This window comes from Paenibacillus sp. FSL L8-0502 (genome assembly GCF_038593055.1).
In the GTDB taxonomy this organism is placed as follows: Bacteria; Bacillota; Bacilli; order Paenibacillales; family Paenibacillaceae; genus Paenibacillus; species Paenibacillus polymyxa_D.
Map to the genome: position 1 here is coordinate 3,171,891 of NZ_CP151958.1, position 15,888 is coordinate 3,187,778.

16 protein-coding genes and 1 riboswitch are annotated in these 15,888 nt (G+C 44.5%); all 16 genes read right to left on the reverse strand.

Features of this window, described 5'->3' with window-relative positions; genetic code table 11:
- Positions 1 to 19 precede the first annotated feature (19 nt).
- Complete coding sequence (locus NSQ57_RS13460; protein ID WP_342424924.1) at positions 20 to 712, reverse strand: response regulator transcription factor; 693 nt, start codon at positions 710 to 712, stop codon at positions 20 to 22.
- 142 nt (positions 713 to 854) lie between these two features.
- Positions 855 to 1,916, reverse strand: a complete 1,062-nt coding sequence (locus NSQ57_RS13465) for a ThiF family adenylyltransferase (RefSeq protein WP_165146617.1) — start codon at positions 1,914 to 1,916, stop codon at positions 855 to 857.
- Positions 1,913 to 2,680 carry a thiazole synthase gene (locus NSQ57_RS13470; RefSeq protein WP_342424925.1) on the reverse strand — a complete coding sequence of 256 codons (768 nt, stop codon included), beginning with the start codon at positions 2,678 to 2,680 and terminating at the stop codon, positions 1,913 to 1,915. The genes NSQ57_RS13465 and NSQ57_RS13470 overlap by 4 nt, the downstream gene beginning before the upstream one ends.
- A 2-nt stretch (positions 2,681 to 2,682) precedes the next feature.
- The gene (gene thiS / locus NSQ57_RS13475) at positions 2,683 to 2,886 is read right to left on the reverse strand and encodes a sulfur carrier protein ThiS (protein ID WP_029517436.1); all 204 of its coding nucleotides are present in this window, start codon (positions 2,884 to 2,886) and stop codon (positions 2,683 to 2,685) included.
- Positions 2,883 to 4,031, reverse strand: coding sequence for a glycine oxidase ThiO (gene thiO, locus NSQ57_RS13480; protein WP_342424926.1), 1,149 nt, complete (start codon positions 4,029 to 4,031; stop codon positions 2,883 to 2,885). The genes thiS and thiO overlap by 4 nt, the downstream gene beginning before the upstream one ends.
- A 64-nt stretch (positions 4,032 to 4,095) precedes the next feature.
- Positions 4,096 to 4,689 carry a thiamine phosphate synthase gene (locus NSQ57_RS13485; RefSeq protein WP_029517434.1) on the reverse strand — a complete coding sequence of 198 codons (594 nt, stop codon included), beginning with the start codon at positions 4,687 to 4,689 and terminating at the stop codon, positions 4,096 to 4,098.
- A 265-nt stretch (positions 4,690 to 4,954) separates the two neighbouring features.
- Positions 4,955 to 5,063, reverse strand: a riboswitch (TPP riboswitch).
- 94 nt (positions 5,064 to 5,157) lie between these two features.
- Positions 5,158 to 6,711: an ABC-F family ATP-binding cassette domain-containing protein gene (locus tag NSQ57_RS13490; protein WP_029517433.1), complete on the reverse strand. Its 1,554-nt coding sequence runs from the start codon at positions 6,709 to 6,711 to the stop codon at positions 5,158 to 5,160.
- Positions 6,712 to 6,895: 184 nt separating this feature from the next.
- Positions 6,896 to 7,885 carry a hypothetical protein gene (locus NSQ57_RS13495; protein WP_342424927.1) on the reverse strand — a complete coding sequence of 330 codons (990 nt, stop codon included), beginning with the start codon at positions 7,883 to 7,885 and terminating at the stop codon, positions 6,896 to 6,898.
- Entirely contained in the window at positions 7,872 to 8,426 is a 555-nt protein-coding gene (locus NSQ57_RS13500) for a hypothetical protein (protein WP_342424928.1), read from the reverse strand. The genes NSQ57_RS13495 and NSQ57_RS13500 overlap by 14 nt, the downstream gene beginning before the upstream one ends.
- Before the next feature lies 1 nt (position 8,427).
- Entirely contained in the window at positions 8,428 to 8,823 is a 396-nt protein-coding gene (locus NSQ57_RS13505) for a hypothetical protein (RefSeq protein WP_029517431.1), read from the reverse strand.
- A 40-nt stretch (positions 8,824 to 8,863) separates the two neighbouring features.
- Entirely contained in the window at positions 8,864 to 9,343 is a 480-nt protein-coding gene (locus NSQ57_RS13510; protein ID WP_023988985.1) for a hypothetical protein, read from the reverse strand.
- Positions 9,344 to 9,394: 51 nt separating this feature from the next.
- Positions 9,395 to 11,479 carry a hypothetical protein gene (locus NSQ57_RS13515; protein ID WP_342424929.1) on the reverse strand — a complete coding sequence of 695 codons (2,085 nt, stop codon included), beginning with the start codon at positions 11,477 to 11,479 and terminating at the stop codon, positions 9,395 to 9,397.
- Complete coding sequence (locus NSQ57_RS13520; RefSeq protein WP_342424930.1) at positions 11,469 to 13,304, reverse strand: ATPase, T2SS/T4P/T4SS family; 1,836 nt, start codon at positions 13,302 to 13,304, stop codon at positions 11,469 to 11,471. The genes NSQ57_RS13515 and NSQ57_RS13520 overlap by 11 nt, the downstream gene beginning before the upstream one ends.
- Positions 13,305 to 14,162 carry a hypothetical protein gene (locus tag NSQ57_RS13525; RefSeq protein ID WP_342424931.1) on the reverse strand — a complete coding sequence of 286 codons (858 nt, stop codon included), beginning with the start codon at positions 14,160 to 14,162 and terminating at the stop codon, positions 13,305 to 13,307.
- Positions 14,159 to 14,872: a hypothetical protein gene (locus NSQ57_RS13530; protein ID WP_029517426.1), complete on the reverse strand. Its 714-nt coding sequence runs from the start codon at positions 14,870 to 14,872 to the stop codon at positions 14,159 to 14,161. Before NSQ57_RS13530 ends, NSQ57_RS13525 begins: the two co-directional genes overlap by 4 nt.
- Positions 14,873 to 14,894: 22 nt before the next feature.
- A complete protein-coding gene (locus NSQ57_RS13535; protein ID WP_342424932.1) occupies positions 14,895 to 15,881 on the reverse strand; it encodes an SAF domain-containing protein in 987 nt (328 codons plus the stop codon).
- Positions 15,882 to 15,888: the final 7 nt, after the last annotated feature.

A 15,888-nucleotide genomic window follows, 5' to 3' on the forward strand; every position in this document is an offset into this window, starting at 1 on the left:
TTTTTTTATATACCTAATACTATTCTGATACGGTTGGTGTTCTGAGTGAATAACCAATACCTCGTTCCGTACGGATCATTTTAAACTTATACCCCTTATCTACTTTAGCCCTCAAATGTCTGATATAGACATCTACAACGTTCGTATCAACGATATAATCATGTTTCCAAACATCCTTCAGAATTTTCTGCCTGCTACAAACTTGGTTAAGATGTATCGCCAGATGAAGTAAAAGATCAAATTCCTTCGGAGTTAATTCCAGCTTTTGTCCCCCTCTGCTCACCAATCTGCTTGCATTGTCTATATGTAAATCACCCGCCTCGATTGCCCTTTTCACATCACGTTCAATACCAAAAATCCGCAATAAATTAGCCACTCTAGCCTGAAAAACTCTAGGATAAAAGGGCAGAACGATCACATCATGTGCTCCTTGTTCAAAACAGGAAACAATATGGTCCTCCTCATCTGATGAAGTCATTGCTAATAGCGGGACATGAGGATGGTATTGCTGCAATATGCGAAGTAAACCTTGCGAAACTGTCTGTTCATCTTTTATATTGAGCAGCAGCAAATCCACAGGATTATGGGCTACATAAGAGCTTGCATCCGTCGTATTGCTAACATGAACCACCTGATAACCTTCCTGCTCCAATGGACGAACAATTACGGGAGACGCTTCATTTACATCCACAAGCAAAATTAACGGGCTCACCTTTTCACCCACCTGGTTTGGACATAGCATTACATATTGGATACGAACAAGTTTGTGTTATAAGCCATTAAAGCATATTAATATTATTGTAACAAAAAAGCAGAAAATCATTCTCCAAAGAATGGCTTTCTGCTTTTATGGTTTAACCCAAATAGCGATGATACAGACTTCTTGCTTTTGCCACGTCCTTTGTCCCATGGATCAGCGCTCTGCCATCTGCAAAAACAACCAAGCGATGCTCGCTTGTACTAAAGGAAACCAAAAACGGATTTCGCTCTACTTTTCCTTCTCCCAAAGAAGCAAATCTATCTGCCGTTTCTGCAAGATTCAGATGGATCGGGTTTGCTGGTCTAATTTGAACGGTATCCCTACCGCACAAAACATCTGTTTTCTGCCGATGAGAGGCCGACAAATAGGGATACGTCGGTTGACTGCCGCAAGAAGGACAGTTCTCCTTTTTAACGCTATCTACCGCTATCGCTACGTACTCATTTTTCCACAAATCAAACGAAAGTAACTTTCCTCTCAAATCTTCCGGATATCCGCCAAGAAGTTTGAAAGCTTCCGTAGTTTGGTTAGCCGTGACCATCTGTACAGCCTGCGGAATAATCCCGGCGGTATCACAGGTTTCCCCACCAAACGGTATAGTTCCCAGCAGACAGTGAAGACAAGGCGTTTGACCCGGTAAAATGGTGTAGGTTACACCATAGCTGCCTACACATCCCCCATAAATCCAAGGTATCCGATGCTTGAGTGCCATGTCGTTCATAAGAAGTCGGGTATCGAAATTATCGGTTGCATCCATCAAGAGATCTACCCCTTGGATCAACTCTTCCAGCTCTTCCACCCCAACATCCAGTACATGTGCATGTATAACCGTTTCCGAATTAATATCCTTTAATCTTCGCTGAGCAGCTACTACTTTGGGATATCTTTGCGCAGCATCACTTTCCTGAAAAAGCTGCTGGCGCTGCAAATTGCTCCATTCCACATAATCCCGGTCTACGAGGCTCACTGTACCTACACCCCCGCGAACGAGCGTTTCCGCAATACCTGTACCTAACGCTCCGGCACCTATGATTAGTACGTGGGAAGAAGCAAGCCGACGTTGTCCTGTCGGTCCAAAGGGCGCGAATCTTTCCTGTCTGGAATAACGGTCACTTGAATGTGTTCCTCCTGCACCGGATTTGTCAGTTACCTTCATGCCTGAACCATACCTTCTATCGGACTGCTTGCTGAAGCGTAACGTTTTACAGGAATCATCCCCGCCTCAAAACCATATCTTCCAGCACGAACAGCCAGTTTCATGGCCTCGGCCATTTTTACCGGGTCCTTCGCTCCTGATACGGCTGTATTCAACAAAACAGCATCTGCCCCTAACTGCATCGCCATTGCCGCGTCACCGGGTGAGCGAATACCCGCATCGACAATAACCGGAACCTCCGCCTGTTCAATAATTAGACCTAATGAAAACGGATTAAGCAAACCATGTCCTGTACCAATCGGTGAAGCTCCAGGCATAACGGCATGTACTCCAAGCTCTTGTAGCCTCTTTGCTAGAATCACATCGTCCGATATGTAGGGCAGCACGATAAAGCCTTCTTCTAACAGCTTTTCGCTAGCTTTCAACGTTTCAAATGGGTCCGGCAGCAGTGTCTTGCTATCCCCAATGACTTCCACCTTAATCATATCGCATAGGCCAGAGGCTTTTGCCAATTTGGCAATACGAATCGCCTCCTCTGCTGTTGTAGCCCCAGCTGTATTGGGAAGAAGTGTATACCGGGTCAAATCCATCATATCGAGAAAATGCTGCTTGTCCCGTTCCTCCAAGTTCAATCTCCGTACAGCAAACGTCAATATTTCCGTCTCAGCAGCCTCTACGGCTTGGGATTGGATATCCAGATCAGAGAATTTTCCTGTTCCCAACAACAACCTCGAGGTAAAAGATGCTTTTCCAATGGTTAACATAATCAACCGCCTCCCACAAAATGTACAATCTCTAGGCAATCTCCATCTTTCAGTACCGCTTCATCATGATCTTCACGGGTCAATATATGCCGATTCAGCTCCACCACTACGGTTTTCACCTTTACATCAAGCTCATGTAGCAATTGATTCACATGAGTGATTCGATTAGAAAAGGTCAGGCTCTGGCCGTTAATCGTCAGCTTCATAAGCTTTTCTCCTTGAGGAGCTCAGAAGAAAAACTACTTATCCCAAGTTCTGCTGCACAAGCCCCATTAAGCATAGCTGCCATCGCACGCCCGGTAGCATCACTCAGCAGGACACCGTTACGATAATGCCCGACTGCAGCATATACGCCCTCGACCCCAGGAACAATGCCTATAAAAGGATGACCTGATACAGCCTGCGGACGTAAGCCCGCCCAAGCGCGTATAAAAGAAGCTTCACGGACGCGCGGCAGCCAGGCAGAGGCACGTGCCAGCAACCCCTCCAAGCCTCCTACGGTCACCTCTTCGTCATATTGATGTGGAAGGCTCGTTGCCCCAATCCAAAGCTCGTTATTCTGTTTAGGCACGAGGTAAATATCATCAGCATAAATGGTATATTCTAACGGGTGATCCTTCAAGGAGACCGCTACCGCTTCGCCCTTGACCGGATAAAGTGGATATTCAAACCCAACCTGCGCTAGCAATTTCATGCTATCCAAGCCTCCGGCAATAATGACCTGATCGCAGGAAAAAAAACCACTATCTGTACGGACACCGCAAATTCGACCATCCTGTATGACCAGTTGCTCTGCCTGTGTACCAGACCATACCGTTGCTCCCAGCACCGCAGCAGCACCTGCATAAGCACGGCAAAGCTGGACAGGAGCCACTTGTGTCTCCTTTGAACGATATATTGCCCCGATCGCTTGTTCATCCAAACCTGGAATTCGTCGGGCCAATTCTTTCGCATCCCACCAGATAGGAGAATCACCCTCTCGCGTTTTAGCAGCTTTCCAGCGTTTTTGGCCTTCAGTCTCCGTACGGAAAGGGGTCACAAACCCTTCAGTACGGAATTCCACCGAAATACCTGACAAACGCTCTAGATCACAGACAAGCTCAGGGAATGCATCTCGACTTATGCGAGCAAATCGTGATAGCTCAGAGCCGGTGAACTCTTCACTTTCCGCTGCCAGCATTCCAACCGCTGCTCCTGAGGCTCCCTCACCCGGGATCAATCGTTCCAGCATAATCGTACTTCTTCCCTCCTTGGCCACATGATAAGCAATGGAACTGCCGATGACACCTCCACCTATGACCAAGCATTCAGCGTGTCCAATCACTCTTTCCTCTGTGTGTATCTTTAGCATTTGTTCCGTATCTCCTCTCCATAAACCCTTCTGCTTTCAGCTTGCCTCTACTCTCGTTTTCTCGCTACAGGCTGTGAACTACAAGGTCTGCCATTCGCCTATACTCCATTGCAGCTGCAACGGGCGACTCAGCCTCCCATATACCAGACATCACCGCAATTCCGCTTGCTCCGGCCCTATAAAGCTCCGGGATATGATGCGGTTGTATGCCGCCTAGCGCAATCACCGGAATGTTTGACAGTCTGCAAATATGTTCAAGCTGAGCTAAACCCCGCGGTACAATACCGGGCTTACAATGGGTCTCATATACGTGACCATAAAGTACATAGTCCGCTCCTGCCCGCTCAGCAATTTGCATCTCCTCCAAGGAATGTACAGACACTCCACAGCGTGTACCCTTTGGAAGTAGGCTTTTCACATCCACAACAGGTAATCCATTAGCTGGTAATTGAACGGCTCCGACCAAAGTAAGTAAAGCTACATCCACACGATCATTTACTACAATTTGTTGCAAAGGAACTTCCTGCTCCACCAGGCTGCGAGTCAAAGAAAGCAATGCAGAGGCACCATTCTGTTTTAAACGTGCGTGTACATAATGAACATACGGACAAATCACAGCAGCCACTTGGGCGGCTTGTGCAAAAGTGCCCTTTTCCATCGAAATTGCGTGTAATTCGATTTTGTCTTCACCTCACATTGGACTAAAGGATCTAAGCTTAGCCAGCCACGTCTACCAGTAGGAATGAAAGGGGATTATATGTGAATCGTCTACGGAAGCTCGAACTACTTAAAATGAACGAAACGCAAAAAAACCACTTCCCCAAGGAAGTGGTTTAACGAACGTCCAATAATCGAACGGACCATGATATCCGTATACGTGTATCGTCCCACGCACAAACAAAAATAAAGATGGTGTTGCCTTGTTTGTACGGCGCTCACTTCCCTACGCTGGCATAACCCAGATCAGGTGCAAAGGGTCCGAAATCCATTTATTCCGTCTCAGCCGCATGGGCGGCTCCCCTAGTGTGACTATTTTATTGTATAAGCTAAAGATAGCTTAGCATATTTTTCTAATTCTGCAAACCCCACTTCGTGTGAAATTTGCTGGAACTGGATTTAGCTGATTTTAGTTAACTTTACTTGACCACTCTTCCACATTCCACGTTTTGGTTACCCAATCCTCGTAAAAGTCCGGTTCGTGAGATACAAGCAATACGGTCCCTTTGTATTCCTTCAAAGCACGTTTCAGCTCATCCTTTGCTTTAACATCCAAGTGGTTGGTAGGCTCATCGAACAGTACCCAGTTGCTTTCACGCATTAACAGTTTGCAAAGACGGACTTTAGCCTGTTCTCCACCACTGAGCGCAGATAGCGGACGCGTGATATGCTCATTTTTCAAACCGCAACGCGCCAAATGCGCTCGTACTTCATGCTGGTTCAAATGCGGAAATTCATTCCACACATCGTCAATCGGTGTAATTTTCTCCGCCTTTACTTCCTGCTCAAAATAAGCGGGCTGCAAAAAATCACCTTGATAGGTTTTTCCACTGATTGGCGGAATTTTTCCCAATATGGTTTTGAGCAATGTCGATTTACCGACACCATTATAGCCGACAATTGCAATCTTTTCGCCACGTTCAATCGTCATGGACATTTTAGGCAAAAGGGCATGTGTATAACCAATCTCAAAATCAATACCCTCAAATACCGTCTTTCCGCTTGCACGTGCCTCTTTGAATTGAAAGGTTGGTTTTGCGGCTTCTTCAGGCTTATCAATACGTTCGATCCGATCAAGCTGCTTTTCACGGCTCTTTGCTCGGCCTGATGTAGAGGCACGCGCTTTATTACGCTGAATAAAATCTTCCTGTTTCTTAATAAAATCCTGTTGCTTCTCATAAGCATCAATATGCTGGGCTTTGTTTAGATCCGCCATTTCGAGAAACTTTTCATAATTAGCTGAATAACGGGTCATCTTGGCAAATTCAAGATGATAAATAACATTAACGACCTGGTTCATAAATTCAGTATCATGTGAAATAAGAATAAAAGCATAAGGATAATCCTTCAAATAGCGCGTAAGCCATTCAATATGCTCTACATCCAAATAGTTGGTAGGTTCATCCAGCAACAGGACGTTCGGCTTTTCCAACAGCAACTTAGCAAGAAGAACCTTTGTCCGTTGCCCGCCGCTAAGTGCGGATACATCCCGATCCAGTCCTATGGCCGACAGACCTAGTCCATTCGCCATCTCTTCAACCTTTACATCAATGAGGTAAAAATCCCCCATATCCAGTTGCTCCTGAATTTCACCCATCTGTTCCAGCAACACTTCCAACTCATCAGGAGAAGCATCCCCCATTTTGTCAGTAATCTGCATCATTTCCTTTTCCAATTCCAACAAAGGAAGAAAAGCATCCTTCAATACATCACGTACCGTTTTGCCCGGTGTCAGCTTGGTATGCTGATCCAGATAGCCGTAACGCACACGTGGAGTCCATTCCACTTTACCCTCATCCTTAAGCAATTTTCCAGTGAGAATGTTCATGAGTGTCGATTTACCAACACCGTTAGCTCCTACCAAACCTACACGTTCCCCCGCAAGCAATCGAAAGGAAACATTTTTAAATAATGCGCGGTCCCCAAAGTTGTGGGATACATTTTCTACAGTCAATAAACTCATAAGCTGTTTTTGGCTCCTTATTGTCATCGGCGTTGCCGACTGTTCTTATTTCATATGCATTTCGTTTCTCTCAAAGCTTTATTGTAGCACATTCTGCAACCATATCGGAATATTGAAAACAGTGAATTTTAAGGTTTTTTGGTATGGATCTGCCTAAAAAAAGAAAAACCACCCATGAGGGTGATTATTTTAAGCCATTATAACATTTGTACTCAAAGTAACCCGCAGCTGCTGCAGATTTTTCATCCGTGAAACGTTCACTCGCTTTAAAGGGAGCTGGACATGAATCTCTATAAAAATACTTTATTCCAGTATCTGGTTCTATGCCACCGATAATGTCTTGCTTTCTAACGACTCTCCCACCACCAAATCCATAGTTATTGTAATACCTGTCTCCGACCGGAATGCCTTGGATAAACGCGATCAGCCCCACATCATCTACCGTGTTGTACCACTCCTCTTGCGGAATGATCGGTAGAGTGAACGAATAAGTTATGCCGTTACGCGCTGCTTTTTCGTTATGGACATTAATAATTCGCGCCAAGTCCTCTTGAACGCTGCGAACAATGGTGGAACGACGTATTTGCTCAAAAGTTTCTGAATTATTCAGCAAAGATATAGCGGTCTGATCCTGAAGTTCCTTTTGAAAGCCTTCTACCCACCTGTGATTTCGAGTATCGTATGCGTGCACATAATTATCCAAGGTGAACCCCACACTGTTGCCTACTGAATCAACATAGGCATATGGCTTTTTTTCGCTCCATTTGTGGCCAATAGCAGCTTGTCCATGCTCGTCTGTATAGGCTTCTGAGGTGAACGCATAATAACCGTCATAATCCAGAATTACAATAGCCGGTATGTAATCCAATAATGCACGTTGTGCTACTATATCCCCATCAATGCCTACATTAAGAAAAAGGGTGTGCAGGAACGTGTTCAGCGCTGCTTCTTTATCTACTCGAAAAAACTTATCCGATCCGTATCCGGCCTCGCGTTCCTGACGTTCATTCTGTGAGAGCACAACCCCTGCATCCTGAACTGCGGTACGGAGAGCCGACGTATATTTCATTTCTAGCTGCTGTACTTCACGCTGATTCTGCACCCGTAAGTCACTAACTACACCAAAGGGCAAAAACAAAAGTATAAATATGACCGCAAAATCAGTAATCTTCATTCAGAACCATGCCCCCGTAAGAAGCTGTAACTGCCGGCTTGCCGCTATCTGCCCCACCAAGAAGCCATGATTTGTACAAGTCCGCAGGAGTCCGATTCGTATTATGTACCCGGACCGTAAAATAATCCCCGGCCATCAAGGTATATCGACGCGTCTGATCTGATTTTGGCTGCTGATTGTCAGGAAACAGTACAGGAAAAATTTGCGAATTATAGTACCCATCATATACAGCTTCATAATTGCCCAGAAAACTGTCTGGCTTCGCGGCATCTGCATAGTCCGGTACATACTTTTTGTGCATATGCTCCAAGTCAACTTCGTACGTATTGCCTATCAATTCCAGATCACGCATAAAATCGTTATACATCGTCGGTGTAATGTAACCCTTGGTTCTTACCATATCAACAAAACGTACAGTTGCATGATATGTATTTAACCCGGATATATCATCCTGCCGTTCAGCAGCTTGAGCTGCGGGTACGATGTACAAAAGCAATACAGCGAGCAGCGCCCCCAACAGCTTCGATATTGTTTGAACCACTTCAGTCTTCCCCCAATTTCTCAAAACGTACAGATGTTATGTCCCCATTCCCATTACGCTGGGGGTACATGGAATATAATGAGGAAGCATCCAGGGTCGATACATCAGGCTCAAACGGTTCAGAAAATACATCATACTCTGTCCCGTCGACTTGAATCGAAATCCCCTCCTGTAAGTTCATGCGAATTGCCTGTATGACCTGAGTTCCTTTAATCCGCTCCGGCAACCCCACCCCAGCAGTACGGGCTATTCGCCCTTCAGAATGCTCCTCTTGCTGTGATCTTAATTCCAGTGCACCATCCAGCTGGCTGGACAAGTCTGCTGCCGTTACACATGCGGTTATGAACAGAATAACTGACACACCAAGCCGCAGCATACTTGAAGCGTGATCAGACATACTCTCATCCCCTTTATGATTATTATCTCTGCTGTAGTGCTTAGGACTGGGTAAACAACAACCCACGTACCACGTTCGATTTGTCTTTGACGATTTCAGCTTTAAATTTACCACTCGGATTTACGTATTCATTCTCTTTCTCATTAAGTGTATTCGTGATTTTACCTGTCTTATCACTGCCACCATTCACGGCGCCATACTGTTCACTGTCTGGGCTAATGTTCAGAGCATTACCGTACCACTGGCCTGCCATATTTTTGCCGGTTTTAATCTGAATGCCGAATTGGTCCTTCCCCTGAAACTTCCGCAGCGCATTGGTCACCTGGGAACCGCTAATCGTTGTGCCGTCATATACCGTAAAAGAGGCTTGAGACAATTCGGTCTGAATATCAGCAAAATTGTTTTGTGCCGTTTTAGTCGCCTCCTGGGCTGAAATAAATAGTATAACTACAATCGTAATTAGAGCGATGGTCAAAAATATCCCAGCGGCTACCTTTAAAGCTGTTGATGCGTTATTCATTTATTTTTCTCCCCTAGCTTGTTATTTTGTATTAGTCATAGGTTAACTTTCTTACTGAATTTTTTGTATTTGTTCATAATAGTTATCCATTTGAACAAAGCTCATGCCGATCAACGGAATCACCAAATATAAAAAGATAAGACCATACATCGGGGCAAAACCAATCATCCTTCCCCAGATAGCCTTACTGTCTATTATTTTTTCATACTCCTGTTTTCTTTGTTCGAAATAGTAGGACATATGGGATTCCAAATCATCAAAGGCCTCTCGAATCGTAATTTTACCTAAAGACAAATGAAGCTTATCCACGAGACGTTGAAATTCCGGCAAAGGCGCTTCTTCTTTTAGCAAGTCGAGAGCTGCCTCTGGCCCATGTTCATAATGAAGCAAACATTTTTGCAGAGGTCTTTTGAATATAACTGAAAATCTGTTCAGCCACTCCAATATTTCCTCGACAGACATTCGTTCCATAACCCGTAAAATGGAAATAACTGTTTGAAATTGATACACCTCATGCCTCATATCCAACCGACGCATTTTTCGTTGCAAATATAATAAAAGCATAGGCATTTGATAGGCTGCGTACCCAACAATCAAACTAATCAGCACTTCCCACCACTTGATGTATTCATCATTCCAATTTTTTAGCTTTTGGAGGATACGCCAAGTATTTGTGGATAACTGTTCAGGAGTAGCAGTTCCATTAGCATTATGCTCTAAAGCAGCGTACGTCTGTTCGTATGTGCTGTTTGACCTCATGTTCAGCGAATGCATGATTTTGCGATCAATCTCACTCTGCTTCAAAGCTTCTTTTTGCTCCACCGGACTTAAACGTCCAAACATTTGACCCGATTGCACTGGTGCGTGAAGGATATGCGTTCTCTCAGCTTCATGTAAAAAAAATATCGTACTGATACTGAGCACCAATCCTATGATACAAAGAGCCATTCTGCGTATGTAGAGCCACTCCAGCCTAATCTCCGCACCACTTTCCTTTAATAGGCGGGTTATTTGAAAATAAGAAGACATATTCTGACGCGGAATTAAAGAATCCACCACATTACGAATGATAGAAAAACGATATAGCTTCTGCTCCCAAACCCTCCGTCCTCTACCCGCACGATATCCTGTCTCGTCGGTCTGTTGTAGCTTCTGTAATAGGAAATAAGATACGATTATCACAATATAAACGGATAATTTTGTGATATAACCCAATTTTCCCTGATAAAACTCATCCATGGAGGGAAAGCTGGATCTCGCCCATGTCTCGATTGGGATGGTAAAGAAAACAGGTGCTAGTGCGATCACGTTTAGACTTTTTAACAGATAGTCCAGTTTATTTCTTCGCAGCAACTCCAACTGGATTTCGCGTGCGAGACTGCCGAGCCCCTTCAAATAAATGGAGCCCCCCTCCTCAACCCGATCACCAAACTCCATTACCATATACGAGATACCGGCAAAAGCTTTTAAAAATCGATTAGGAGCCGATTCATAGTATCTTTCCAATGCTTCGTGCGGATCAACATCTGTTAGCGCCTCATGGATGAGTCGTGCGTGTCTCCCGGCCTCTGCCTCCGCCAAATCGGCCGCTTCGGATATAGCTTCCTCCACCATACCGTGCTGATGGTAATAGTGACGCACATTGGCGAATAATTCGATCATCTGTGCAAGTAGCCTTTTTTCCATCCGGCTAATGGCCATATCCAAAATAAGACTGTTGATTACCACTCCGCATAAAACGGCTAATATAGCAAACTCTATTCCTGGCTTCATCATGACCAGCACAACACCACTGCAAGCAAAAGCTCCCCAGATGAACAGTGTCATCTTCATCGTCTGTAGGCGAAGCTTGTACTCATCGTAGGCATGCTGACCAGCTAGTCGCTTACGTATACTCGTGATGTATCCGGACAAGAAAGGGACCTTCATACACAGCGTGTACAACTTATGCAGTAAGGCTTGTAGCTCACGTTGCAGTACCGCTTTTCCCTTGCGACCTTCCTTCACAGAATAAATTCGTCCTGTGCGAACTGCATGACTACTGCGCTTACGCAACCCCCATAAAGCTATATATAGAAGCGTAAAGCCCCCACCTGATATAAGTAAAATCCATAATAAAATTTCTTTAAGACTCATAGTCTTCCTCCCAATAGCGGGTCAAAAAACTGCGGAAATCTCTGGCATCATTTACATTCATCTGCTCACACATTTCTTGTACATTTTTGGCTGTTAAGGGCTCCATCGGTATATAGCTTCCGTTCTGATATTCCATAACGTGGCGATAACTGTAGCTCGTTGAAGCATTGGAGCCTGCATCCGTATGATCCGGGTTACGCGGCACACATTCTGTGATCCGTTCGATGTAGCGTCGCCCTTCCGCATCACGTTTGAGATGCACATCAAAGTTAATGACATGAACTACCTGTTCCTCAGCAATGCCTTCATGCTGAAATACTCCTGTTTTGAGCAATGAATTACGAAGTGAAAACACGAGATCACGAAATGTTTTGGCATGATGAGTAAAAATGGTGAACAGACTGGCAACCTGCGACATTTGAATCATCCAAGCAGCTACTTCATCACTTGCTACTTCGCCTAGAATATTGACGGTTCCATCTGTTTTTTTCTGTAAGTCAAGCCCTTGTTGTCCTGAAATATGATCCGTTTCTCGAAAGCTAAGAATATTACGGCGACTGTAGATGCTGCGTAGATGCAGTTCAAAAGCCATTTCCTGAACACGAAGCGTATACGAAGCATAAATGTGCTTGACCATCGCCATTAACAACGTCGTCTTACCTGAGCCCTGCGCGCCTGTGATAGCAGTAATCCGGCTGCCTTTCATTAAATAAGAAAGTAGCTGGATTGGAAAATCAGCATTTTGTCCCTTAATTAACTGTTCCAGCGATGCGCTTTGAATATCAAATTTACGGACAAAGAAAGCCCACGATTCTGAGAAAGGAGGTCGTACCACCACTACCCGTGACCCATCCTTCATTTCATTGACCTTATAACCATTCGCTTCGGAAAGCTGTCCCGGGTAATTGTATTTGTAAATATTTTGGCACACCCTTTTAAGTTCACGCTCAGATCCGAAGGAAAGGAACGAAAGATGGATCGTTTTACCTTTATAAAAAATCCATACGCTCTCATAACTATTGGCAGTAGGCATAGTTGTTTGTTCAAATACATATTCATCGGAAGGCCAGTCTGATGATGCAGGAATCCCACCTTCCGGCATACCACTGACGCCCCCACTTACACCGTCGATCCGCTGGTCACGAATATCATCAATGACGGAAAAGCCTTTGTAATGCTGATAAATCCGCTGGACAATAATATCCACCTTCTCCAAAAAGGAAAGGGGCCGGTACTCACAATCATAGATATAACGAATGTCCTCTGCGGTAACGAGATAACTTCCATCTTCTTCACCTTGCTGTGAATATCTCATTTCGGCCAAGTCATAAGTATCCAGTAAACGTGATAGTGCATCAGCGCCAAACTTCTGCTGGTATTGGTAAAATATAATTTCGAATTGATCCTGTATGCTAAACAACTCAGGTCTGGAGAATGGCATAACAGTATCGACGATTTTCTCGTTCAAGCCGTAACCGTGAATCAGAAGCTCAGCCATCAGATTTTTAACAAAACGTTTATCTCCACTGCTACCATTGGCACAGTCCTTTAATGCCCTGCGTAGTTCCGCCCTTTGATGGATACGCCGTCTATATTCCTCTTCATGCAATCCGGCATCCGCCATCTGGCTATGACTTAGTTCATGAAGTGCATTTTTGATATACTCTATTAATGTTTCGAATGTGGCATCTTCGTTCTTTTTTTCTACCCGAAGTGTTGAATGTCGCGAGTGAAAATTCCCTCGATATTTAACAATAATCAGTACGATGCACATCAATACTATACAGGTAAGAATCAATCCGTTGATCATTTGAGCGGACAGCATTTAAGCGCCCCTCTCTAAAGCCTTGAGCCGAAGATCGGACTCTGCCGCCTCCAAAATAGCTTTGCTGATATGACGTATACTCTGCGCCCATCCTACAGTCATAAAAAGCTTGCGGTGCTGCCCTTTTCCACTTCGTACCTCACGCTGCACATGGCCGATCACATCCCTGCGGTTCCATGCGTCCATAAATCCGGTGTTATAAGGGACTGTATACAGAGCACCTTTGTAGCCATATCTCCTGCGAATATTCGTTTCATTCACTTGGGAATGCACATCATATTTTCCAAGTACTATTAATAAGGGTAACGATGAGTAGGTAGATAACGGAGACACGGATTCAAAATAAGCGTCTAACTCTCGCATATTCTGAGTGAGTGAAAGAACAGCCAGTTTGGCTCGTGCACATGCTTCATGCTGTACAGCCCCCCATCCTGCTCCACTTCCTGCATCAATTAGCGTTAAATCATAATATTGGTTCGCTGTATCTATTACTGCCCGTACAAGCCCTGGAGACAGTAACGGCGGTGCAGCTCCAAAGCTGGAGGTTCCCTCAAGTACATCCAAAGTATGTTCGAGTACAGGTGTCGTATAATTACGAATATTTTCTTTAGACAGTGTCCCTCGCAGAACTAAACGTGCGGCAGCATCCCAGCCCCCTTCCTGAAGCTGTAGGGTTGGATCATCCATACCATACTCTTGTATAGGTAATCCTGATTCAATACCGGTATGTCTACGACCCAAATGAGTCAATAATAGTCTTCCTCTATATAGATTGCCTATGGTAATTGCTATTGCTGCCGCCAAAGAGCTACTTCCACTAGCCCCCTTAATGGGGCTCCAAAACAAAATGGTACTCATGCTCTACTCCTTTCCGCACGCTTTAGCGCACGACGAATCACCTTTAATTCCCAACTCATCCATTCCCCAATACAACGGCATAGTTCTTTCTTATACATTCTGGATAGCGGTTTTAGTATTAGCTGTTTTTTATGCTCATTTTCCAGTTTCAGAGCAAGCAACCCCTCATCCCATGGCAGTATATATGGCTCTTGCTGCCAAGATGCCGGGAAATGGTTCATGTATTCCCACAGATACGGCTCCTCCAGACCACAATCCACGGCCTGTAAAAATAGCTTGTGAAATACAAGATCTTTGGGAAATTCAGATTGACTGAATAAATGCTGAAGCCAATTCTGTCCGTTATGCATTAGCATGCGGCTATAATCACTGACCCAAACTCGCAGTTCTGCCCTTTTCCAAACAGAAATTGGACAAAAATCAAGTAACTCTACATCTAAAATAACAATGTCATAAACCTGCTCTGCCTTCTGATCAGCCGTCATACCTATATGCAGGTCTTCCCATGCTGTAAATCCAATTGCTACATCAAAACCACTAAACTGCGTAATGGGAAGTGGTTTGTCAAGCATCCCTATGCTATACCGATACCGTCCCCGCAGCGTAGCATCTACAAGCAGTACTCGTTGGCCGGAAGCTGCTAATATGCTGCTGATGTATAACAAGGTATCGCTTTTGTCACAAAGCCCGGCAAATATCCATGTTTTCATACTTCCGTTCCTTTTCTCTCATTTATTTGGCATACGGGTCAGAGCTTCCACCCTGCGTCAGAATCTTTGTTTGTTCTTGATGATCCTGCTCATTCTCATATTCATTTCTTGTAACATCAATCCCGCTTGTTGGGTTTTCTATAGTAGCACCCGCATGTTGAGCTGCAATTTCCTCACTCAGACTTCTTTCCACGGGTGTTGAAATTACACTGTTTGATGAACTAATTGCATTTTCAAGGGAATCCCGCAGCTGCTTAGACAGCTTTTGTTCAGCAATGTGTATCAAATTCGGATCACTATTCATTAACGCTAACACCTGCGCGTTAGGTGGATAGGTCGGGATTGCCTTAGGCTGAAATTGGGGATCAACATACGTCAGAGCATAAATGGATGCTTTATGCAGATAGGCATCAACAATCGCGCTCGAAAGCGATAATATTTCCTGCTCATTCAATGTGACCCAGACAACCGGACCTTCCAGTCGGGAAATCTTCTTTTTGGATAATAGAATGTAATCCTGACCTGTTGGAAATTGAATGCGGATATCTACTTCGTCCCCCGACTTTAGACTGTTGGGTAGTACCACTACCTTTAGCTCACGGTTGCGTAAATCTTTAGGTGTGGGTTCGTCAGCAGTAATCATAGACGATGTAAGCACAGATCCTTTTTTAAGCTCAATCTTGGCTGTGGTTCCGGAAACTTCACTTTTATTTGCCAGCAAATTTGATGGAGCCTGAGAACCGGGAACTTTAATTCCCTTCAAATCATTAGATGCAATCTGTTCACCTGGAGAAATGTCACGGACAACCGCCCAGCCTTTTTTCGCGGTTCGTTGCTCTTGTTCATACTCTTTCCATTTCAGTTCTGCCTCTACCTCAGCCTGTTTCCTGACCTCATTCATTTGATGGATATTAACCATAAGGTAGCCAGCAAAGATAATGCCAACAATCCCAGCGCCAATGCAACCGGCATACAGTTTTTGTTTACTGCTTTTTCTTAGCTTGGACACACAACTT

Excerpts from the sequence above, each read along its gene's own strand:
- NSQ57_RS13465 (WP_165146617.1), bottom strand. The coding sequence starts at position 1,916 with ATGAAGGTAACTGACAAATCCGGTGCAGGAGGAACACATTCAAGTGAC.
- NSQ57_RS13470 (WP_342424925.1), bottom strand. The coding sequence starts at position 2,680 with ATGTTAACCATTGGAAAAGCATCTTTTACCTCGAGGTTGTTGTTGGGA.
- thiS (WP_029517436.1), bottom strand. The coding sequence starts at position 2,886 with ATGAAGCTGACGATTAACGGCCAGAGCCTGACCTTTTCTAATCGAATC.
- thiO (WP_342424926.1), bottom strand. The coding sequence starts at position 4,031 with ATGCTAAAGATACACACAGAGGAAAGAGTGATTGGACACGCTGAATGC.
- NSQ57_RS13485 (WP_029517434.1), bottom strand. The coding sequence starts at position 4,689 with ATGGAAAAGGGCACTTTTGCACAAGCCGCCCAAGTGGCTGCTGTGATT.
- NSQ57_RS13490 (WP_029517433.1), bottom strand. The coding sequence starts at position 6,711 with ATGAGTTTATTGACTGTAGAAAATGTATCCCACAACTTTGGGGACCGC.
- NSQ57_RS13495 (WP_342424927.1), bottom strand. The coding sequence starts at position 7,885 with ATGAAGATTACTGATTTTGCGGTCATATTTATACTTTTGTTTTTGCCC.
- NSQ57_RS13505 (WP_029517431.1), bottom strand. The coding sequence starts at position 8,823 with ATGTCTGATCACGCTTCAAGTATGCTGCGGCTTGGTGTGTCAGTTATT.
- NSQ57_RS13510 (WP_023988985.1), bottom strand. The coding sequence starts at position 9,343 with ATGAATAACGCATCAACAGCTTTAAAGGTAGCCGCTGGGATATTTTTG.
- NSQ57_RS13515 (WP_342424929.1), bottom strand. The coding sequence starts at position 11,479 with ATGAGTCTTAAAGAAATTTTATTATGGATTTTACTTATATCAGGTGGG.
- NSQ57_RS13520 (WP_342424930.1), bottom strand. The coding sequence starts at position 13,304 with ATGCTGTCCGCTCAAATGATCAACGGATTGATTCTTACCTGTATAGTA.
- NSQ57_RS13525 (WP_342424931.1), bottom strand. The coding sequence starts at position 14,162 with ATGAGTACCATTTTGTTTTGGAGCCCCATTAAGGGGGCTAGTGGAAGT.
- NSQ57_RS13530 (WP_029517426.1), bottom strand. The coding sequence starts at position 14,872 with ATGAAAACATGGATATTTGCCGGGCTTTGTGACAAAAGCGATACCTTG.